Genomic DNA, 19,750 nt, shown 5'->3' with positions numbered 1-19,750 from the left:
GAAGGAGTGCAGGCCATGCAAGGCTATAACGTGCTTATGATATTCAATCCCGAGATGGACCTGCTGCTCCTGTGCAAACGGGCGAAAGACCCGTACAAAGGCCTATATAACCTCGTCGGCGGCAAAATCGAGCCGGGCGAAGCCGGGCTTGCGGCGGCATATCGGGAACTGCTCGAGGAGACCAGCATCTCCGAAGCTGATGTGACGTTGCTGCATATGATGGATTTCACCTACCACTGGCAGCAGTGCTACGTGGAGGTGTATGCTGGCCGGCTGAAGCGGGAGGTCGAGGCTGCCGGGGATGAGCAGGATCTCAGCTGGTCGCCGCTCGACCGCGATTTCTTCGATATGTCCGTCTATGCCAGCGAAGGCAATATCGGGCATATGCTCGAACAAGCGAAGCTGTACCGGGAGAAACTAATGGGCGAAGATTAGGGGGCATCCCAGCCAGTATGTCCTCATGTTTGACGGGGGACGTGTCAGAGGTAAGTCAGAATTCTCCATTCGTCCTGCGACATTATGTAACGAAATCCTTCGCGAAATCCTGCAGATTGTCCAATTGCCCTTGCTGCTTCATCTGGTATATACTGTTCCCTAAGCAAGGTGTCATATTACCTTACATAGGAACTAGGGCGTACGATATACTCGGTGAGAAAACGTATAGCTGCGGGCCTGCGCGGCTCTAGCGCACCGTGCCGGATGTCATGCATCCAAGCATGGCGCGCATGAGGCTTGCGGGGTGATTTGCTGTCGAATAAGCCGGAATTGTACAAGCCTTAACAGAAGCTAATTGTGGATTTAACGCTAAATTTACAATTGGTTGTTATGCTATGCGAGGAATGATACAGAATGTATCTTGGCAAAGCGAAGGGAGAAGAGAAGATGCGGGTTACGTATCACGTCATCAAGAGACGGGTCAGCACCATTTTGGCCGGTTCGCTGTTAGCGGGCGTTGTGCTTACAGGCTACGGTCTGCCGGTGCACGCGGCAGTGGACGGCAGCAACATCGTCATTTCGCAGGTATACGGAGGCGGCGGCAACGGCGGCGCGCCGCTCAAGAACGATTTTATCGAACTCTATAATCCGACGAATCAAGATATCGATCTGACCGGCTGGCAGATTGAGTACGCTTCCGCGACGGGAGCATGGCCAACCAGCGGCAGCAATATTCATACCCTCACATCCGGTACGATCAAGGCGGGCGGTTACTATCTCGTGCAAGAAGCGGCAGGTGCGAGCACGACGGCCGCGGCGCTGCCGTCGCCAGACCAGTCCGGCAATCTTGCTATGGGCGGCACGAACGGCAAAATTCGCATTAAAGACAACAGTGGCTCGCTAGTCGACCAAGTCGGCTACGGCACGGTCAATGAGGCAGAAGGCGGAGCGGCAACAGGGGCGATTTCGGCAACGACGTCAGCCATCCGCAAGGACCTGGCGTCCGGCGGCAGAGGTCTGGATACGGACGTTAACGCCAACGACTTTAACGTCGCAACGCCGGATCCGCGCAATTCGAGCTACGGCTTCGAGCTGGCGCAAGTGACGGCTTCCCCTGGGACAGGCGTGGTAACATCCGGTACCGCGATTACGCTCACGACGACAACCGCCGGGGCGAGCATCTACTACAAGACGGCGGACGATACGGAGTTCAAGCTGTACGAAGCGCCGATCGTCATCACGAAGGATACGACGATCGAGTCCTATGCGAAGCTGGGCGAATCTTCGACGGTTCCAACGACGTTCACGTACACGCTGTCGAGCGTAAGTACGATCAGCGCTGCGCGCGTGCTTGCTGACGGTACGAGTGCTATCATTGCCGGGATCGTGACGCATAAGGAAACAAGCGGCGGCATGAACAATCTCTACGTGCAGGATGCGACAGGCGGCATTGTCGTCCGCGGTTCGGCGCTTACCGCCGAAGTAGGCGACAAGGTCGAAGCGGCAGGGACGGCATTGAACTACTTTGGCTTGGCCGAGCTCATGGTGGACGCGGGTAATGTCAAAATTACGCAAGCCGGCGCGGGAACGCCTGAGCCGCAGCTCGTCGAGGGCAGCGACATCGGCGCAGCGAATGGCGAAGCTTACGAGGCAGAATTCGTGAAAGTGCAGAACGTCACGATCGGCACAGGCAACTCGTACAACGAGTTCCAGGTTACCGACTCGAAGGGCAACGCGTTCATGGTGAAATCGCCGTATGTGGAAGCCGGCCAGACGTATGAGCAAATCCAGGGCGTCCTCACCTACACGTACAACAACTACATGCTCGTTCCGCGCTCGCAGAGCGATGTCGCGAAGAAGCTGCTGTCCGTAGTGGCGAGCCCAAGCGCAGTCGGCCGCATTACGGCCGGAACTCCTGTAACGCTGTCGACGCCAGCAACAGGCGGGCAGATCTATTACACGACCGACGGCAGCGCGCCGACGGCGGCATCGACGCCATATACAGGCGTGATCACCGTGAACGCGGACACAACGATCAAAGCGATCGTCGTCGCAAGCGGCCAGACGAGCGAAGTGTACTCGTTCGCTTACACGATCCAGCAGTCCTACGATAACCTGGCGATCCACGCGATTCAGGGCGCATCCCATCAATCCCCGTACGTCGGCCATACGGTCACGGGCGTGCAAGGGATCGTGACGCAGAAGCGCAGCGACGGCAAGTTCTATATCCAGGCGCCGAAGAGCGCGTGGGATAACGACGACAAGACGTCGGAAGCGATCCTGCTCGAGCCGAAAGTCGCGGTTACGGTAGCGGTCGGCGACAGCGTGACGGTATCCGGTTCGGTAGCCGAAGTGAAAGAAGAAGGTTACGCGGACGCGAACGATTTGCTCACGACCCAAATTACGGCATCGGCCGTTACGAAGGGGACAAGCGGCAATGCGGTGCCTGATGCCATCGTCATCGGCCGAGACCGCATTCAGCCGACAAGCATCATCGACAATGACGGCTTCACGAAGTTCGATCCGGAAGAGGATGCGCTCGACTTCTACGAGAGCCTCGAAGGTATGCGGGTGCAGCTGAACGACGCGCGCATTATCGGGCCGTTCGACTTCGAAGTTCCGGTTCTGCTCGGCGATCAGTCGGCCAGCGAGACGCTGACCGCGGCGGGCGGCGTCATGCTGACGGAAGACGACATGAACCCGCAGAAGCTGCTCATCGCGAAGGAGCCATCTTCGCAGGTGAAGACGGGCGACAAGTTTAACGGCGCGGTTACGGGCGTCCTGACGTATGATTACAGCAATTATAAAGTAACGCCGGACAGCGCCCTGCCGAGCGTAACATCGAGCTCCAATGCACGCGAGACGACGTCGCTGACGCCTGTGGAGGATAAGCTGTCGGTAGCTTCGTTCAATATCGAGAACTTCTGGAACAACACAAGCGCATCCGAAGTGACGCGCAAGAACAATATCGCCAAGGCGATCGTGAGCAACCTGAAGCAGCCGGACATCGTCGCCCTCGTCGAGGTGCAGGACAATAACGGTCCGACGGATAGCGGCACGGTCGATGCAAGCGCAAGCTTCGAGGCGCTGATCGCGGAGATCAAGGCGGCTGGCGGACCTGAGTACAGCTACACCGACATCGCGCCGGTGAACAACCAGGACGGCGGCCAAGGCGGCGGCAACATCCGCGTTGGTTATCTCTACAACCCGGCTCGCGTCACACTGGTCGAGAAAGAAGCGGGCAAAGGATCGGCGACGCAAGCCGTTACGTACGGCGAGAATGGCCTGAGCGTGAACCCTGGCCGGATCGATCCGACGAACGAAGCTTTCGACGCCTCGCGCAAACCGCTGGCGGCCGAATTCGAATTCAAGGGCGAGCGCGTTATTACGATCGCGAGCCACTTCAACTCCAAAGGCGGAGACGAAGCGCCGTACGGCGCGGTTCAGCCGCTGCCGGAGACGCTCGGAAGCGAAGTGCAGCGCCATAAGATCGCCGCCGTCGTGAACAACTTCGTCGATTCGATCTATGAGCAGGATCCGGATGCCAATGTCATCATCCTTGGCGACCTGAACGATTTCCAATTCTCCAAGACGCTGGAGATTACCAAAGGCGATAAGCTGACGAACCTGGTGGACGCGCTGCCGGCGAACGACCGCTATTCTTACGTCTACCAAGGCAACTCGCAGACGCTCGACCATCTGCTGGTCAGCAACTCGCTCGCATCGGTATCGGAGCTCGACATCGTGCACATCAACGCCGATTTCGATACGAATCTGGGACGCGTCAGCGACCACGATCCGCTGCTTGCGCAGATCGATGTGCTGAACAAGCCTGAGGAAGAGGAAGACTTCAACCTGCGCGTCCTGCATACGAACGATACGCATGCGCATCTGGACAATGTCGCCAAGCGCATCAGCGCGATCAAGGCTGCACGCAACGAGGATACGCTGCTGCTGGATGCCGGCGACGTCTTCTCCGGTACGCTCTACTTCAACAAGTTCAACGGCCTTGCAGACCTGTGGTTCATGAACTATGTCGGCTATGACGCGATGACGTTCGGCAACCACGAGTTCGACAAAGGGACTTCCGCGCTCAAAGATTTCGTCACTGGCGCTACGTTCCCGTTCGTCAGCGCGAACGCGGACTTCAGCAAGGATGCGAACCTGAGCGGTTTGTTTAAGGATGAAGTTGGCGCTCCTGCGGATGACGCCAATATCTATCCAGCCATCATCAAAGAAATCAATGGCGAGCAAGTCGGCATTATCGGCCTCACGACCGAAGATACGGCCTCGCTGTCTTCTCCGGGCGACGTGACCTTCAAGGAGCATATCGCTAGCGCGCAAGCGGCGGTCGAGATGCTCGAGGAAGCCGGCGTGAATAAGATCGTCGCCCTATCCCATCTGGGCTACTCCGTGGACCAAGAAGTCGCTGAACAGGTAGAGGGCATCGACATCATCGTCGGCGGCCACTCGCATACGACGCTGAAGGCTCCGGAAGTCCATAACGCGGATTCGGAACCGACGATTATCGTGCAGACGGGCGAATACGGCACGAATCTGGGTCAAGTGGATGCGATCTTCAACGAAGACGGCGTGCTGACTTCGTGGGCAGGCAAACTGACGGCGGTGGATACGTTCGCCGAAGATCCGGAAGCGGCCAAGAAGCTGAACGAGGAATACAAGCCGGCGCTTGAAGCGCTCAAGACAACGGTTGTGGGCAAAACAAGCGTGACGCTGGACGGCGAACGCGGCAATGTCCGTAAGAAAGAAACGAACTTTGGTAACTTGGTGACCGACGGCATGCGCGCCAAAGTCCAAAGCCTCGTCAAAGAGAACGACGTGAAAGGCTACGTCACGATCCAGAATGGCGGCGGTATTCGCGCTTCCATCAAGTATAGCGCAGAAGGCAAGCAGGACGGAGACATTACGCTTGGCGAGGTTATGACCGTCATGCCATTCGGCAACAACCTGACGGCGTTGAAGATGACCGGGGAAGAAATCATTGCGGCGCTCGAGAACGGCGTCAGCGGCGTAACGACGGGCGAAGGCCGGTTCCCGCAAGTATCCGGCATGCGCTATTATTACGACTCGACGAAGCAAGGCGAGATCGTCGATTCGATTACCGGCGAAGTGAAGCAGGTCGGCCAGCGGATCGTGAAGGTCGAGATCAAGCAGGAAGACGGCACGTTCAAGGCGATTGATCCGAGCGCGTACTATATCGTGGCGACGAACTCGTTCATGGCCAATGGCGGCGACTTCTACCGTTCGATGGCCAAGGCGAAGGGCGAAGGCCGATTCTACGAGCTGAATCTCGTCGACTATGAAGTATTCAACGAGTATATCGCGAAGGTTGGTACGCTGAATCCGACGGTTGAAGGCCGTATCACCGACCTGCAGGGGCAGTCTCTGGCCAAAGGCGCTGCGCTTAGCGGTTCCGGTTCGGTCAAAGCAGGCAAGGATACCGGCCTGACTTACGGGCTGGATGGCGTTGACGGCGAAGTATACGCGCAGGACATTACGATGACGTATGACGCGACCAAGCTGGAGCTGGTCTCCGTGACGAGCAAAGATCCGGAGAAGTTCGTGGTTGTGGAATATGAGGAGAAAACGCTGGGTACGATCCGGATTCTCGGTATTCACTTGGACGGAGCGCAAGCAGATCCGAACCAGGAGCTTGCTCAGCTGACGTTCAAGGCGAAGGCGGAGGCAGGCAACGGCTCGACGACGATTGCGGTAGCGAACCTGGTTGCGGCGAATGGTCAAGGGGTAGAGACGAAGCTCGACGGCACGTCGTACAACCTGAACATCGTTAGCGTGGATACAGCCGCGCTGAACAGCGCGATCGCTGAAGCGCAGTCGGTGGTTGACGCAGCGGTAGAAGGAAACCGCAAAGGCCAATATCCGCGAGGTTCCAAGGCAACGCTTCAGGCGGCAATCGATGCGGCGAAGGTCGTAGCGGCCAATGAGGATGCAACGCAAGCGCAAGTGGAACAAGCGGCAACCGAGCTTGCGGCAGCGCTGCAGAAGTTCCGCAGTCTGGTTATTACGCAAATTCCGGGCGACAACAACAATGACGACAAGGTCAGCATCGGCGACCTGGCGGTTGTGGCCAAAGCTTACGGCATGAAAGCCGGCGATGAAGGCTGGAATGCGGTAAGTGCATACGATCTGAACGGCGACGGCAAGATCGGTCTGGAAGATCTCGTCATCCTTGCTCGCCAAATTCTGGATTGGGAATAATCCCGGCCAGCAGACGGATACAGCAATAACAAGAAGGGGCGCTCCACGTCATGTTGAATGACGGGGGGCGCCCCTTGCTTGCTGGTTAAGCGTAGTTTCAGCTTTAGCTTTAGTCCCAAATATCGTTTGGCTTGACCCCAAGCTCATTGGCAATGAGTTCCGCCGTCAGGCGCTGCGGCTTGCGGATCTTGCCGTTGCGCAGTTTCGAGATCGTCTGCACCGAGATGCCGGTCGACTCTGACAGATCCTGCGCCGCAATGTTGCAGCGGGCCATCAGAATCTTCAGTTTCACGGAAGGATCGGCCTGCTCGGAGCTTGGACGAAGATCCGTCACAACGAACGCATACTGCTTCAAGCTGCTGTCGCCATGGTAGAACGGCGCAAAGATCAGATTCACTTCCAGATCGAGCGTATCGGCAAGCCGCTTCGTACGAATCGTGAGACTCTCCGGCTTGCGGCCGAGTACGGCACGCTTCACCGCCTCCATCGCGCGTTCCTGCTCATCTTCATGCACGATGCCCATGACGGATTGGTCGATGGAATCGATTCCGGGATCGAACACCGACATCGGATATTTCTTATCGATCCTGTCGATCATGAAATTCGCATCGACAATGCCCGAGATCAGCACCGTCTGCGTACGCAGCTGCTCTTCGATCCACAGGGCAGCGGACACGTCCTCGGCCGTTAGCAGCCATACCGGAACGGGATGCGTTTCAAGACGCTTGCAGGTCAATTTCACTTGTATCGGCTGGCTATGTTTGGGCCTTAATGCGTGAAGGGCTTTCTCTTCGGAGAGGGAGGACTCGCTCCAATCGGTGAAGAGGGTATACAGCTTAAGCTTGGCCAGCTCGGCTTCGGAATAGCCGGTCAGCCGTACGAATGCGTCGTTCGTACGATCGAAGAATGGCTGGTCGGGGCTGCCTTGGAGCAAGGCCATTGGTGTGTCCAAGGTTTGGAAGATTGTTTCGAATACAGGCATTTCGTCACCTCATTAATCCGCTCGTCATGGTTGCTAGTCAAAGTATAGTCAATTCTTTCGTTGATTTTCAACTGATTCCAGAACTGGTTAAGATATTAAACTCGGCTACAGGAGGACGCTGTATGGGCTGTTAGGCACGGTGTACACCCGGATTTTGCCGAATTTGGGGGAATCCTCCCTCTTTATGTACGGGCAGGCATCCGCCATAATAGAAACCAAGGCAGGAGTGAGCCTGACTAGTGAAGCGGTGATCGCCGTCTCTTCGGCGGAGTGCTTGCATACAGGAGCCATACAACAAATGGTTCCGGGCAAGCGGTAACCCTCTAAGCCGCTAAACGCCGTAAGAGGAGGAGGACCTTCAGATGAAAACATGTACTGTGGAAGATTGCGACAAACCGGTCAAAGCCAAGCAATATTGCGCCATGCATCATCAGCGCTGGCTCAGGCATGGCGATCCTGCAGCGGTTAAGGTCAGGCGTGCGTCCGACTTGCCCGCCTTTTGTCAATGGGTGAACTGTTCGCGCAAGGTGCTTAGCAAAGGACTTTGCGCTAAACATTACTATATTAAGCGCATGCAGACCACGGGCCAATAGGCCCGTTTTTTAGTATCGCAAGCTAGAATGACGCTTGGCGCTACCAACTTTCGCCCTTCCGGCCGATATAGGTAGAAGAAGATACTATAGTGTACGGGCCGCCGCCGCTCGCACGGTTAAGGTCCCGATTGGAAAGGATCAGCTATGAAACATGTCTCGCTGCGGATCAAATTTCTCGTCCTTATTATTCTCATCACATCGATCCCGCTCATACTGGTGGGCATGAGTACCTATACCACGGCTCAGAGCACGATCACCGAAGCGCTCGTCGAGAAAGCTTACTCGAAAGTGCGCAACAATGCCGACAATCTCTCCGGCTGGCTGAATGCGATGCGTTCGGAGATCGAGGGGATGAGTCGCGTCGATATTATCCGGCACGGCACGGACGAGGAGCGGAAAGCCTATCTGCATATTGAAGCTTCCAGAGCCCCTTCGCCTTACACCATGCTTGCTTATGCGAGCCTCTACGACACGCTCGAGATGCCGAACGGCGCAAAGGTCGGTCCATGGAACAAGCCATGGCAAGATGAATCCCGCGTCGGGCAGGCAACGCTCACCGATCCGTTCGTCAGCTTGTATTCCACGCATCCGTATATTCTCATTCAGGTGCCCGTCTATGGGCAGGATGACGCCATGATCGGCGCAGTGTACGCGGCCATCGACACCAAGAAGATGTACGAGCAATACTTGAATTTCCGGGTCGGTTTGTCCGATGAAGTTATTATGTACAATGCGCAGGGGAATCTGCTCTACCACCCGGATATGGATTATGAATTAAAAGCGAATCTGAATACCCCGGAACTGTCTTATAGCAAGATTGCCGTGCAGATGCTGGACAACCAGCGCGGATACACGGAAGTGAAGGCGGACAATCACCAGTATATGGTGTTCTATTCCGATGTCGGGCTGACGCACTGGAAGATCGGGCTGCGCGTCGCCATGAATGAATTCGATCAGCCGCTCACCTCGCTCTTCTGGCAGACGGTCGGCGCGATTCTGCTTGCCGAGGTTGTCATGACGCTGCTGCTGTGGCAGCTAATGAACCGGCTGGTCATCCGGATCAAGCGCGTACTTGCGGTAACCGAAGCCGCATCGGCCGGCCAATTCGACACGATGCCCGTACCCGATGACGGGGGCGATGAGATTTCGCAGCTCTCCCAATCCGTGAACGACATGACGGTTCATCTGCGGGAGATGTTCGATCGACTTGAAGCGATCATTAATCAGAATGAGTACTCGATTATCGGCGTGGACGAGGAATATCGCATCACGTACTTCAACAAGGCTGCGGAACGAATGCTAGGTTATCGCGCGGAGGAAGTGCTGCATCAAGCTACGCCGCTGTTGTACATGGATCCAGATAACTTGCGAGAGGCAGCCGAAGCGCTATCGCTGGAGTTGGGACGAACGATGCCACTGGATGTTACCTTGCTCAGGGAGCTGCGGAGGAATCAGGTCAGCTACGAGCGCGAATGGGTGTTGGTTCACAAGGACGGTACGCGTATTCCGGTCATGCACAGCTCGAGCGCGATTCGCGACCGGGATGGAAATACGGTAGGCGTCGTGGGAATTTCCAGGGATATCACGAAGCAAAAGCAGGAGGAGAGCATCCGCAACCGGCTGCTAGCTGTGCTTGAATCCGCGCATGATCTGATCGCCACCTTCGATCAGGATTGCCGGCTCGTGTATCTCAATCCGGCTGGCCGGGCCATGCTCGGCTTGGAGCATGAGACGGATCTTGAATCTGCACTCCATGACGAGGTGCCTGCATCTCTCGAGGAAGCGCTGCTCTCAGGCATGGATTATGCGCAAGCGCACGGATACCATGAGAGCGTTGCCCATCTGCACACGCTCGATTCACGAATCATCCACGTCTCCAAAATTATCGTGACGCATGAGGCAGCAGGCGAAATCTTCTACTCCTGTATCGCCCGCGATATTACCGAGACGACCCGGGTATACGAAGAACTCGGCATCGCCAAGCGTGAAGCCGAGGAAGCCAATCAGGCAAAGACGGTCTTCCTCGCCCGGATGAGCCATGAGATTCGCACGCCGCTGGCCGGCATTATCGGTCTGACCAGGCTGCTCCAGAAGACGGAGCTTACGCCGCTGCAGCGCGACTACGCGGATAAGACGCATTCGGCCTCCGAGGCGCTGCTCAGGATCATTAACGATATTCTCGACTTCTCCAAGGTAGAGGCCGGCAAGGTTGAGCTGAATGCCGTCAGCTTCAATCTGGAGGAGCTGCTGCAGAAGCTGGGGGATATCTTGAGCGTGTTCGTCGGCGGCAAGGAGCAGTTCGAGTTTCTGATCGACCTGCCGCGGCGGCTTCCGGCTGCGCTGATCGGGGATCCGCTGCGGCTGGAGCAGGTCCTGCTCAACCTGTGCGGCAACGCGGTCAAATTCACGAACCGCGGGCATGTGCTTCTTAGAATTGAACTTCCGGCTAGCGAATCGGATGGTGATGTGGCGGTACGATTCATCATCGAAGATACGGGGATCGGCATATCGCAAGAGCAGCAGAGCAGGCTGTTCGAATCGTTCTCGCAAGGGAATGCGGGAACGCAGCGCAAATACGGCGGCTCGGGGCTTGGGCTAGTCATTGCCAAAAGCCTCGTCGAGATGATGGGCGGCGCCATCACGTTCGAGAGCGTCAAGGGCGAGGGCAGCCGCTTCGAATTCACGCTGAATTTCGCGATCCAATCGTCGGCGACGAGCGAGGCGTACCAGATCGGCGAATATGCGGTATGGGTCGTCGAGGATTATCCTCTGGCCCAAGAGCATAGCTCGGCGATGCTGGAAGAGATGGGCCTCCTGCCGATCGTGCTTCCTTCCTGGCGGCTTGCTTTCGACCGGCTCAAGCGGGCGGGAATCGGCGCCTTGCCGGATGCGGTCGTGCTTGATTTCGAGATGCCGGATATGTACGACGATGACACCTGGCATTCCTTCCACGCCGAAGCCGTCGCGGCAGGCGTCAGTACGGTAGCGCTGACGACGACCTTCGGCCGGGAGGAGTTGCTGAAGCTTCCGGCCGAGGATCGGCCGGATGCGATTCTGGTCAAGCCGGTAACGCGGCTTACGCTCTACCGCGCGCTGCTGCCGATCCTGAAGCTGCACGGCAACGTGTGGGAAGCGCAGGAAGAACCAGCCTCCGAGGAGCGGGAAGTGGTGCTGCCCAAAGGGAATATTTTGCTTGCGGAAGACAATGCTATAAATCAGTTGGTTGCCGTCGAGCAACTGCGGGAATGGGGATTCACCGTCGAAGTGGCCGAGACGGGTCATGAGGTGCTGAATAAGCTGGAGCAGCGCCGCTGGGACCTGATCCTGATGGATATCCATATGCCGGAGATGGACGGCGACGAGGCGGCGGCAATTATTCGGACCGATGCAAGATTCGATGATCTGCCGATTATCGCCTTAACGGCGAACGTGATTCGCCAGGACCATGAGCGTTATCTCCAGATCGGCATGAATGACGTGCTGACCAAACCGCTGCAGACGGATAAGATGCTCCATACGGTGCTGAAATGGATCAAGCCCAAAGAACAGGAAGCAGCCTATCATGAAGCGGCGGCGGCTTTGGAGACGAGGCCGATTGCGGAGAGTGAAGAGGCGATCGCCCTTCCGACCGTGCCCGGCATCGATATGAGCGCGGCGCTCGCCCGCGTGAGCGGCAAGCGCGAGATTCTCCGCCATATGCTGAACGTGTTCGTTACGGACAGCGGGTTGTTCGAGCAGCGGTTCGCCGAGGCGATAGCCGAGCGTGATTATGCGACGGCGCGGCGTCTGGCCCATACACTCAAAGGAGTAGCCGGCAATCTGTCCGCAGCCGAACTCGCGGCGCTTGCCGATCAGCTGGAGACACTGCTGAAGCTTCCGGCCGAGCAGATTGACCTGAAGGAAGTCCATAGCACGGCGGCGTGCGTCTATCTGGTGCTGAAGCCGATGCTTGCGGCACTTTCAGCCAAATAAGTCATTTATTCAACAATATTTACAAATTCGACAGCATATCCTAACAATTTTCTAACATTCTATTGTGGCTCTAGTTCGCGGTATTGTATATTGATAGTAGACGTGCGTCAACGACAATCTTCAATTCGCTTCGAGGTGAACGCCATGTATAAAGTATTAGTCATTGAAGATGACGTCATGATGAGCGATATGCTTTCAATGTATTTGACCGGAGAAGGATATCAAGTTCACCAGGCGTTCGATGGGGCCACCGGTATGGCGCTGCTCGATGAGGTCAAGCCAGATCTGATCCTCCTCGATCTCATGCTTCCGGATAGCGACGGCACCGATCTATGCCGCAGCATCCGCCAGTTCTCAAGCGTGCCGATCATGGTCGTGTCGATGAAGACGGATGTGAGCGAACGGGTACAGGCGCTCCGTGCAGGAGCCGATGATTACTTATGCAAGCCGTTCAGCATGCATGAGCTGAGCGCTCGCTCAGAAGCCTTGATCCGCCGGGCCCAGCAGCTGCATCTGCCAGGGCTTACGCAAACGGGCGGGAACGAGACGCCACAGGAGCCGGAGTCGACCATTCAGCTGGATACGGAACGCAGACTGTTGCATGTCCGCGGCATGTTCGTGGAGACGACCTTCTCGGAGTTCGAGCTGATGAAGCTGTTCTTGGCTCATCCGGGCAAAGTATTCAGCCGCGAGGATTTGATTAATGCCATCCGAGGTTTCGATTCCTTCGTGACCGATCGCGCGATCGATGTGCACATCGTGAATTTGAGACGGAAGGTCGAGAACAATCCGAAGGAGCCCAAGTATATACGCACCGTCTGGGGAGTTGGCTACAAATATGTGCAGGAGGCCGGCGTTAGGCCGTAACCTCCCGTAAACCAATAGATAGAACCGTTCTGATATGCGAATTCGTTCGCATGCGGGAGGGTTCTTTTTTCTTGTATTTCTCCGGAGTGAAACGCACCTTCGCCACTAAAGGCGGCGCTAGCCGTTTCACCTTGAAATAGAAGCATTTATAAGTTTCACGTTTATAAATCATCTTCTATTTCTCCGGAGTGAAACGCGCCTTCGCCACTATAGCCGGCGATAGCCGTTTCACCTTGAAATAGAAGCATTTATAAGTTTCACGTTTTATAAATCATCTTCTATTTCTCCGGAGTGAAACGCGCCTTCGCCACTAAAGCCGGCGCTAGCCGTTTCACCTTGCATACAAGATGAATAAAGTTTTGTCCTTCCTGTTGCAGGAGCGAGAGGTTGCATGGTAGAGTGAGGATATTTCACTTAACGGATTCCTAATGGTTCTCCTCTAACTTTTCTAATGTTTTTATGTGAAAATTTGACTTAATAAACGGATCGTTACCAGATTAGCAAAGAGAGGAAGAGACGAAGACATGGACGCTAGATATCCAGTTTTGCAGAGCATATCGGAAGGAAGAGCTGCTGCGGGCTGGGAGGATTTTGATCGTCTGACAGGCTTACCGGGCCGGATGGCCGCATTCACCCTGCTGGGGCAAGCGCTGTCCAAGGGCAGGGCGAACGAAGTCGGTGTCATTGTTGCTGTCGTTGATTTTGACCGGTTCCATCTCATTAATGAATCCCGCGGTACCGTATTCGGCGATGAGGCGCTCAAGCAGCTCGGACGCCGATTCCAGAGCAAGCAGCTGAGCGAATACACGACATGCCGGATCGGGGGGAATACCTTCCTGCTGTTCCGATTCTTTGACAACGAACAATTGGTATCGGCTTGTACGGCCGATCTGAAGGCCAAGCTTGAAGTGCCGCTGCAGGTGGGCGGTCAGATGCTCTATCCGACTTGCAGCATCGGCCTAGCGGAGTGTCCGAAGCACGGTTTGACCGCGGAACGTCTGATGCGTCATGCGGAGACGGCGCTGCAGCAGGCGAAGGCGGCCGGAGGCAACCGGATCGGGGCTTACACGGAGGCGGACGCCAATCGCGCCAGCCGTAGAATGGAGCTCGAAGGCGCGCTGCGCGACGCATTAAGCGGCGGCCAGCTGTCGCTTAATTATCAGCCGATCTACGAGGCGTCCGGTCGTCTGCGGGGCTTCGAGGCGCTGCTCCGCTGGACCCATCCGGAGCTGGGCTTCGTCTCGCCGGCGGAGTTCGTGCCCCTCGCCGAACAGACGGGGCTGATCGTCTTGATTGGCGAGTGGGTCATTCGCGAGGCTTGCCGGATGTACCATGAGGCGGCGCAGCGCGGACTGACCGATATCGTCATGGCCGTGAATCTGTCGCCGCTTCAGCTTCGGGTGCCTGCATTCGTGGAGACGATCCTGTTCGTGCTCAGAGAAAGCGGAACGCCGCCGCAGGCGATCGAATTGGAGATTACGGAGAGCGTCATGATCGATGCCGGCGAAGCGACGGTTGCGGCGCTGGAGCAGCTGAGGGATGCGGGCGTCCGGATTGCGCTGGACGACTTCGGCACCGGGTACGCTTCGCTTACTTATCTGCGCGAACTTCCGCTGCATACGCTCAAGCTGGACCGCTCGTTCATCAATCATATTTGCAAGCAGCATCCCGAGCGGGTGATCGTGGAGTCGATGATTTCGCTCGTGCATCGGCTCGGTCTCGAGGTTGTCGCCGAAGGGATCGAGGATTATGATCAGCTGCTGCTCCTGCGGGAGTGGGGCTGCGATTTCATGCAGGGCTACCTGCTCGGCAAGCCGATTCAGGAAGCCGAGGTCGGCCCGCATCTGATGGAGCTGGTCCATTAGCGGGAGCAGAAGTAACAACGTGAGAGGATAGGCCGCAGGTCGGCTGTCCTCTTTTTTTATACCCTCGAGCGTAGTGACAGCGCTTACGCAAAATGCGAAAATAAATCCCGCACACCAGCGGCTGCGGGAAGACTTGGGCCACGGAACAAAAGAATCGCTTCAGCGAGGCGCGTCTTCGCTAGCGGCTTAGGATACTTCCAAGTATAGCTTCGTACCGTCGTTGTATTGGAAGATGGCGACGTCGCGGACCATTTCCACCGATGCGATGCGTTTCCACTTGCGGCGAAAATCGAGATTGAATTCAAGCTCGTGCAGCTTGTTGCGGAGCAGATCGAGAGAGGTCGTTTGACCGGAAGAGAAATGTACAGGAACTTTGCGATTCTTAAAGGTAATCACCTTTGTCATCGTCATGCACCTCCGAATGTATTGGTTACTCCGATTATAGGGTTTAGATTTTAGCCGCTTATAAAGGCTGCGTCAGACGTTTGTTTGATTTACTCACGTTTTTCTAACAATTGGCACCATTTGTTGCATATGCTTGATGTTCCCCTATTTTGCTACCAATATTAGTAGCTTATGCTTCATGTTGATTCTTCTTGTATAAAAACAAAAACCGCCCTGTCTGAATCGAGGGCGGCTGTGGCTTCGTGTGCATTCGCTCTCCCGTTAACTTAAGAAGCGGTTAACTGGAGAAGCTGCTATGTTTGCGTTTGTAATGGCCGTGCCCGTAATGGTGGCCTTGCTGCGGCGGGTATTGCGGCGGGCGCTGATACCCATGCTTGTAGTCGCTACTGCTATAGCGTTTGTAGTGACCGCCGTGACCGTAGTGTTTATTACCCGTAAGTGAATGAACGAAACGTTTCAGCAGATGTTTAAGCATCGTGATTAGCCTCCTTTTCATACACTGCGCAGTTGTGTATGCTTTGATTAGTTTTACGTATTTCCATCCGAAGGGTTTCTGTAAATTTCTACTTTGGGTGTCAGGGCGAGGGGGGAAATGATGATCAAGAAGCTTATCGAACGGCTGAAGCTTGCGATCCGCAACTGGCAGGACTATCCGCTTCGGGAGGGAACCGTCCTGTGCGGGCGGTATGAGCTCGAGCGGTTCTTAGGGATGGGCAGTTACGGCCAAGCGTACGAAGCGTTCGATCGGCGCACCGGGGTTCACGTGCTGGTGAAGCTGAATAAGCCGAGCAAGGGAGCGGTCGGAAGGGAACTGCTGCGACGTGAGAGCGAGCTCATGCGGCAGCTCTCACATGCGCAAATTCCGCGCTGGCAGGACAATTGCCGCGCGGGCCGCAGGCACCTGCTCGTCATGGAATTAATCGATGGCGATAACCTGGAGTCCCTGATGATGGAACAAGGTTACCGCTACGATGAGCTTACCACGGCTCATATTCTGCTGGCGCTGCTGGAGCCGCTAAGCCATCTGCATGAACGGGGGTATGTGCACCGCGACGTCCGAATCCCGAACGTAATGCAGAGCAGCGATGCGGACCGGCCGATGTCGCAGCGCATCTTCCTGATCGATTACGGCTTAGCTTGCCGCATTGGCGAGCAGCTGCCCGAGGCCCTCCGGATTGCGCTAGGCGAGCATGAAGAGGCGGAGGCGGATGGCAGCTGGGCGGGAGTCAAGCAGCGGATGCGGCGCCCGGAGCCGGCGAGCGACTTCTATGGGCTGGGGCATTTGGCGCTGTTCCTGCTCTATTCCGGCTACACCCCGAAGGAAGTCGAAGAGGCGGGAGACTGGCAGAAGGAGCTAGCGCTGTCGGCGGGGATGAAGGAATGGATTCTGCGGGCATTAGGAGACAAGGACCCGTTCGTTTCCGCCTCTGAGGGCGCTGTTTATTTGGAACGATTGGTGGAAGAAATGCAACAGAGTTGATTCAATCCCGGTACAAAACGGGTAAAAAACAGCAATTCGTCTATCCTCATGCGCATTGGCAAATCGGGTTGTAATTCGGCATGACGTTGTGTTTCTCCGTAAATGAGACGCAGGCCGTCCTCTACGGCGGCGCAGGGACGTTTCACCTTGTCAGGTAGGAGGCGTAGGCTTGACATTAGCCAAAAACTTTTTTGCCAGCATCAGTATCCTGATCACGCTCGCGTACCTATTCAACATTGGCCACAAATATCTGCTCGTCCATACTTCCGCAAGAGTCAAATACGCGCTTTCTGTTGCCGTCTTTATCGCAAGCGGCTGGTTAGCGATGGTGTTCGGCGTCCGAATCGGCGAAGTAACCATGTTAGACCTGCGTTATGTGCCGGTAATCCTGGCGATCCTGGTCTTCGGCAATCCTTGGACCATCATTGCCATTGGAGCAGGCATAGGGTTGGGGCGTTTCTATTTCAGCTGGGACCTGACGGCTGTGCTCGGTTTTGCAACGATGATAGTCCTCGGTATAACAGGCGCGATTCTCCACATCATGCTGAAACGGTCGACCTGGCGCTTCTGCTGGAAAGCTGCGACCGCCATTATCCTCATCAATGTACTGAATACGCTGCTGGCGTTCGGTACGGTTTCAATCAACGGATCGATGACAGTCGCGGTCTATTGGCGCGACGTCGGCCAATATGCGCTTCCCGGCCGAACGCTGATGTGCCTCTTATTCGTCTTCATTATCCGTGATTTCGAGAAAGAACAACGGCGCGTGGAAGAGCTGCGGACGATGAACACGCTCTTGCGGCGCCAGACGGAGCAGCTTCGGGAGGCCAAGCAGGACATGGAGCAGCAGGCGGCCGAGCTGCAGCGGGTATCGGCGTATAAGTCGGAGTTTCTGGCCAACATGTCGCATGAGCTGAAGACGCCGCTCAATAGCATCATTCTGCTCTCGCAGCTGATCCGCGACAATGAGGATCGGCGTTATGAGGAGGAGGATCAAGCGTATGCTGCGCTCATTCAGACGGCCGGAGACGAACTGCTCCAGCTGATCAACGACATCCTCGATCTGTCCAAAGTAGAAGCGGGGAAGATGGACGTCGTGTTCGAGCAGGTGTCTGTTCAGTCGCTTGTCCATCTGCTGCATCAGCAGTTCTCGCCAATGGCGCAGCAGAAGAAGCTGGAATTTAACGTACATATGCTCTCCGACGTTCCGGAGTCGATCATCACCGACGAGCTGCGAGTGAACCAGATTCTGCGCAATCTGCTCGTGAACGCCTTCAAGTTCACGAGCGCGGGCAGCGTAGTGCTGGAAGTTCGCCTGGAGGGATCCGGCCTCTACGGTCAGACCCCGAAGCGGGGTAAGGGAAAAGGCTGGCTCCGCGAGAGGCGCGCCGCGAGCAAACACGCCGACTGGCCGATGCAGCAGATCGCGTTCACCGTCATCGATACCGGCATCGGCATCGACGAAGCGAAGCAGCAGCTCATCTTCGAAGCTTTCCGCCAGGAAGACGGCGGGATCAACCGGAAGTACGGCGGCACGGGGCTGGGGTTGTCGATCAGCCAGCAGCTGGCCGCGCTGCTCGGCGGAAGACTCTCGTTGCGCAGCCGCAAAGACGCCGGGAGCAGCTTCACGCTGCATCTGCCCCTCTGTCCGCCGGCAACGAACACGGCGGCGGAGGAGTGCGCCTCGGCCAGCAGCGAGAGCAGTTAATCCGCTTTAGCGGCAAATAAACCAAAAACGTCCGAGACAGCCAATGGCTGCTCGGACGTTTTTGGTTGGAGGTGCCTCAAGCACCGGATGTTTGAAAGTCAGCGTGTCCACGAAGTGGACGTCAAGCGAGGGCAAGCTCATTGCATCATCCACGATCACACGCCCCAGGTCATCTCCCCAAGGCACAACGTATCGAACGAAGCTCGAACCCAAAGCTTTGTCCCATGCCAGGGAAGTCGGTCGTTCCATGACCGATCTTCCGCAGGGACAAAAGCGTTCCACCGCCGAAAACCAGCTAATACTTGTCAAGCTTTTGGACTTGGTGAGTACGAGTTTTATTGGTATACTTATTTTTGTGCATAACAAATAATCCTTCTCCACTAAGAAGGATTATGGTTAATTATGGATATTTTTTTAATGGTAGGGCACGTTCTTACGAAGGATGGCGTACACGTGATGGAGAAGCTTGTTCGCGCAAGCGATCACGACCACCTTGTAAGGCTTGCCCTCTTTCCTTTTTTTATCGTAGTACTGCTTAATCTTCTGGTTAGCGCCTCGTCGAATTCCACATTGAACGGCAAGATATAATGCGCGTCGAAGCCTTTTGGAGCCTCTTTTCGTAATCCGATTACTTGTAGCTGTAAACTTTCCTGAGCTACAAATACCAGGGTCTAATCCTGCATAAGCCACCAGTTGTTTCGCTTCCTCGAATTGGCTTGCATCCCCTAGTTCTGCCACGATGACAGCGGCAAGCTTATCTCCAACGCCTGGAATGCTTTTGACCAAATCGACCTCAGGCAATTCATTGGACACCTCTTGGATCAGCGTCTCCAATTCACTTAACTGTTTGTCAAACTCCAGAAGCAATGCAACCATACTGATCAGCGCCACAGTCTGAGCTTGGCTTCTAGCTTGTTTATCCCAGCCCCGCAAATGTTCCTGCAACTGTTCAGCTTTCTCCGCTACCCAGCGCTTAGAATGAGATTTTCCTACGCATTCGCTTATGATGTCGCTCACATCTGCGGTATTATCTTCTAAACATCGCTGTAAAACTTTTAATGATGTTGTTGCAAACAGGTTGCTAAATAATCCGAGGAATTCAGGGAACACCTGCTCAAGCAACGCTCTGCCGTTCAGTTTCAATTGTACGTACGTGGCTGTAACAAACTCATGCTGCCTCGTCAGATGCTGAAGCTCGCTGTA

At 55.7% G+C, this 19,750-nt stretch carries 12 protein-coding genes; 8 read left to right on the top strand and 4 right to left on the bottom strand.

Annotated elements, in window-relative coordinates; genetic code table 11:
- Window positions 1-15: 15 nt before the first annotated feature.
- Together FHS18_RS20910 and FHS18_RS20905 are read left to right on the top strand one after the other, a co-directional pair.
- Window positions 16-435: an NUDIX hydrolase gene (locus tag FHS18_RS20910; RefSeq protein WP_183602236.1), complete on the top strand. Its 420-nt coding sequence runs from the start codon at window positions 16-18 to the stop codon at window positions 433-435.
- Window positions 436-849: 414 nt separating this feature from the next.
- Window positions 850-6,675 (top strand): 5'-nucleotidase C-terminal domain-containing protein, encoded by a 5,826-nt coding sequence (locus FHS18_RS20905; RefSeq protein WP_183602235.1) that lies wholly within the window; start codon window positions 850-852, stop codon window positions 6,673-6,675.
- Between the two features lie 109 nt (window positions 6,676-6,784).
- Here FHS18_RS20905 and FHS18_RS20900 read toward each other — a convergent pair whose 3' ends face one another.
- Entirely contained in the window at window positions 6,785-7,657 is an 873-nt protein-coding gene (locus FHS18_RS20900) for a helix-turn-helix domain-containing protein (protein WP_183602233.1), read from the bottom strand.
- Between the two features lie 362 nt (window positions 7,658-8,019).
- Between FHS18_RS20900 and FHS18_RS20895 the strand changes: the two genes are divergently transcribed.
- From FHS18_RS20895 to FHS18_RS20880, 4 genes are all read left to right on the top strand, one after another.
- A complete protein-coding gene (locus FHS18_RS20895; RefSeq protein ID WP_183602231.1) occupies window positions 8,020-8,250 on the top strand; it encodes a hypothetical protein in 231 nt (76 codons plus the stop codon).
- 144 nt (window positions 8,251-8,394) lie between these two features.
- Window positions 8,395-12,222, top strand: coding sequence for a PAS domain S-box protein (locus FHS18_RS20890; RefSeq protein WP_183602229.1), 3,828 nt, complete (start codon window positions 8,395-8,397; stop codon window positions 12,220-12,222).
- 144 nt (window positions 12,223-12,366) lie between these two features.
- A complete protein-coding gene (locus tag FHS18_RS20885) occupies window positions 12,367-13,089 on the top strand; it encodes a response regulator transcription factor (RefSeq protein ID WP_183602228.1) in 723 nt (240 codons plus the stop codon).
- Between the two features lie 524 nt (window positions 13,090-13,613).
- Window positions 13,614-14,954: a putative bifunctional diguanylate cyclase/phosphodiesterase gene (locus FHS18_RS20880; protein WP_183602227.1), complete on the top strand. Its 1,341-nt coding sequence runs from the start codon at window positions 13,614-13,616 to the stop codon at window positions 14,952-14,954.
- A gap of 186 nt (window positions 14,955-15,140) precedes the next feature.
- On the opposite strand, the gene FHS18_RS20875 is transcribed toward FHS18_RS20880, so the two are convergent.
- Entirely contained in the window at window positions 15,141-15,359 is a 219-nt protein-coding gene (locus FHS18_RS20875) for a hypothetical protein (protein ID WP_183602226.1), read from the bottom strand.
- 277 nt (window positions 15,360-15,636) lie between these two features.
- Window positions 15,637-15,834 carry a hypothetical protein gene (locus FHS18_RS20870; RefSeq protein ID WP_183602225.1) on the bottom strand — a complete coding sequence of 66 codons (198 nt, stop codon included), beginning with the start codon at window positions 15,832-15,834 and terminating at the stop codon, window positions 15,637-15,639.
- A gap of 117 nt (window positions 15,835-15,951) precedes the next feature.
- Here FHS18_RS20870 and FHS18_RS20865 point away from each other — a divergent pair, with 117 nt between their 5' ends.
- Window positions 15,952-16,839: a serine/threonine protein kinase gene (locus tag FHS18_RS20865; protein WP_246427809.1), complete on the top strand. Its 888-nt coding sequence runs from the start codon at window positions 15,952-15,954 to the stop codon at window positions 16,837-16,839.
- 169 nt (window positions 16,840-17,008) lie between these two features.
- A complete protein-coding gene (locus FHS18_RS20860) occupies window positions 17,009-18,547 on the top strand; it encodes an ATP-binding protein (protein WP_183602223.1) in 1,539 nt (512 codons plus the stop codon).
- A 414-nt stretch (window positions 18,548-18,961) separates the two neighbouring features.
- Here FHS18_RS20860 and FHS18_RS20855 read toward each other — a convergent pair.
- A partial coding sequence (locus FHS18_RS20855) for an IS110 family RNA-guided transposase (protein WP_183602222.1) occupies window positions 18,962-19,750 on the bottom strand: 789 nt, incomplete at its 5' end.

It is taken from the genome of Paenibacillus phyllosphaerae (assembly GCF_014192105.1).
Taxonomy (GTDB): domain Bacteria; phylum Bacillota; class Bacilli; order Paenibacillales; family Paenibacillaceae; genus Paenibacillus_Z; species Paenibacillus_Z phyllosphaerae.
This window is presented reverse-complemented; position numbering and strand designations above follow the sequence as displayed.

What these genes read in the sequence shown, in the direction of transcription:
- FHS18_RS20880 (WP_183602227.1), top strand. Translation starts at nt 13,614, where the DNA reads ATGGACGCTAGATATCCAGTTTTGCAGAGCATATCGGAAGGAAGAGCT.
- FHS18_RS20890 (WP_183602229.1), top strand. Translation starts at nt 8,395, where the DNA reads ATGAAACATGTCTCGCTGCGGATCAAATTTCTCGTCCTTATTATTCTC.
- FHS18_RS20885 (WP_183602228.1), top strand. Translation starts at nt 12,367, where the DNA reads ATGTATAAAGTATTAGTCATTGAAGATGACGTCATGATGAGCGATATG.
- FHS18_RS20865 (WP_246427809.1), top strand. Translation starts at nt 15,952, where the DNA reads ATGATGATCAAGAAGCTTATCGAACGGCTGAAGCTTGCGATCCGCAAC.
- FHS18_RS20910 (WP_183602236.1), top strand. Translation starts at nt 16, where the DNA reads ATGCAAGGCTATAACGTGCTTATGATATTCAATCCCGAGATGGACCTG.
- FHS18_RS20905 (WP_183602235.1), top strand. Translation starts at nt 850, where the DNA reads ATGTATCTTGGCAAAGCGAAGGGAGAAGAGAAGATGCGGGTTACGTAT.
- FHS18_RS20875 (WP_183602226.1), bottom strand. Translation starts at nt 15,359, where the DNA reads ATGACAAAGGTGATTACCTTTAAGAATCGCAAAGTTCCTGTACATTTC.
- FHS18_RS20900 (WP_183602233.1), bottom strand. Translation starts at nt 7,657, where the DNA reads ATGCCTGTATTCGAAACAATCTTCCAAACCTTGGACACACCAATGGCC.
- FHS18_RS20870 (WP_183602225.1), bottom strand. Translation starts at nt 15,834, where the DNA reads ATGCTTAAACATCTGCTGAAACGTTTCGTTCATTCACTTACGGGTAAT.
- FHS18_RS20895 (WP_183602231.1), top strand. Translation starts at nt 8,020, where the DNA reads ATGAAAACATGTACTGTGGAAGATTGCGACAAACCGGTCAAAGCCAAG.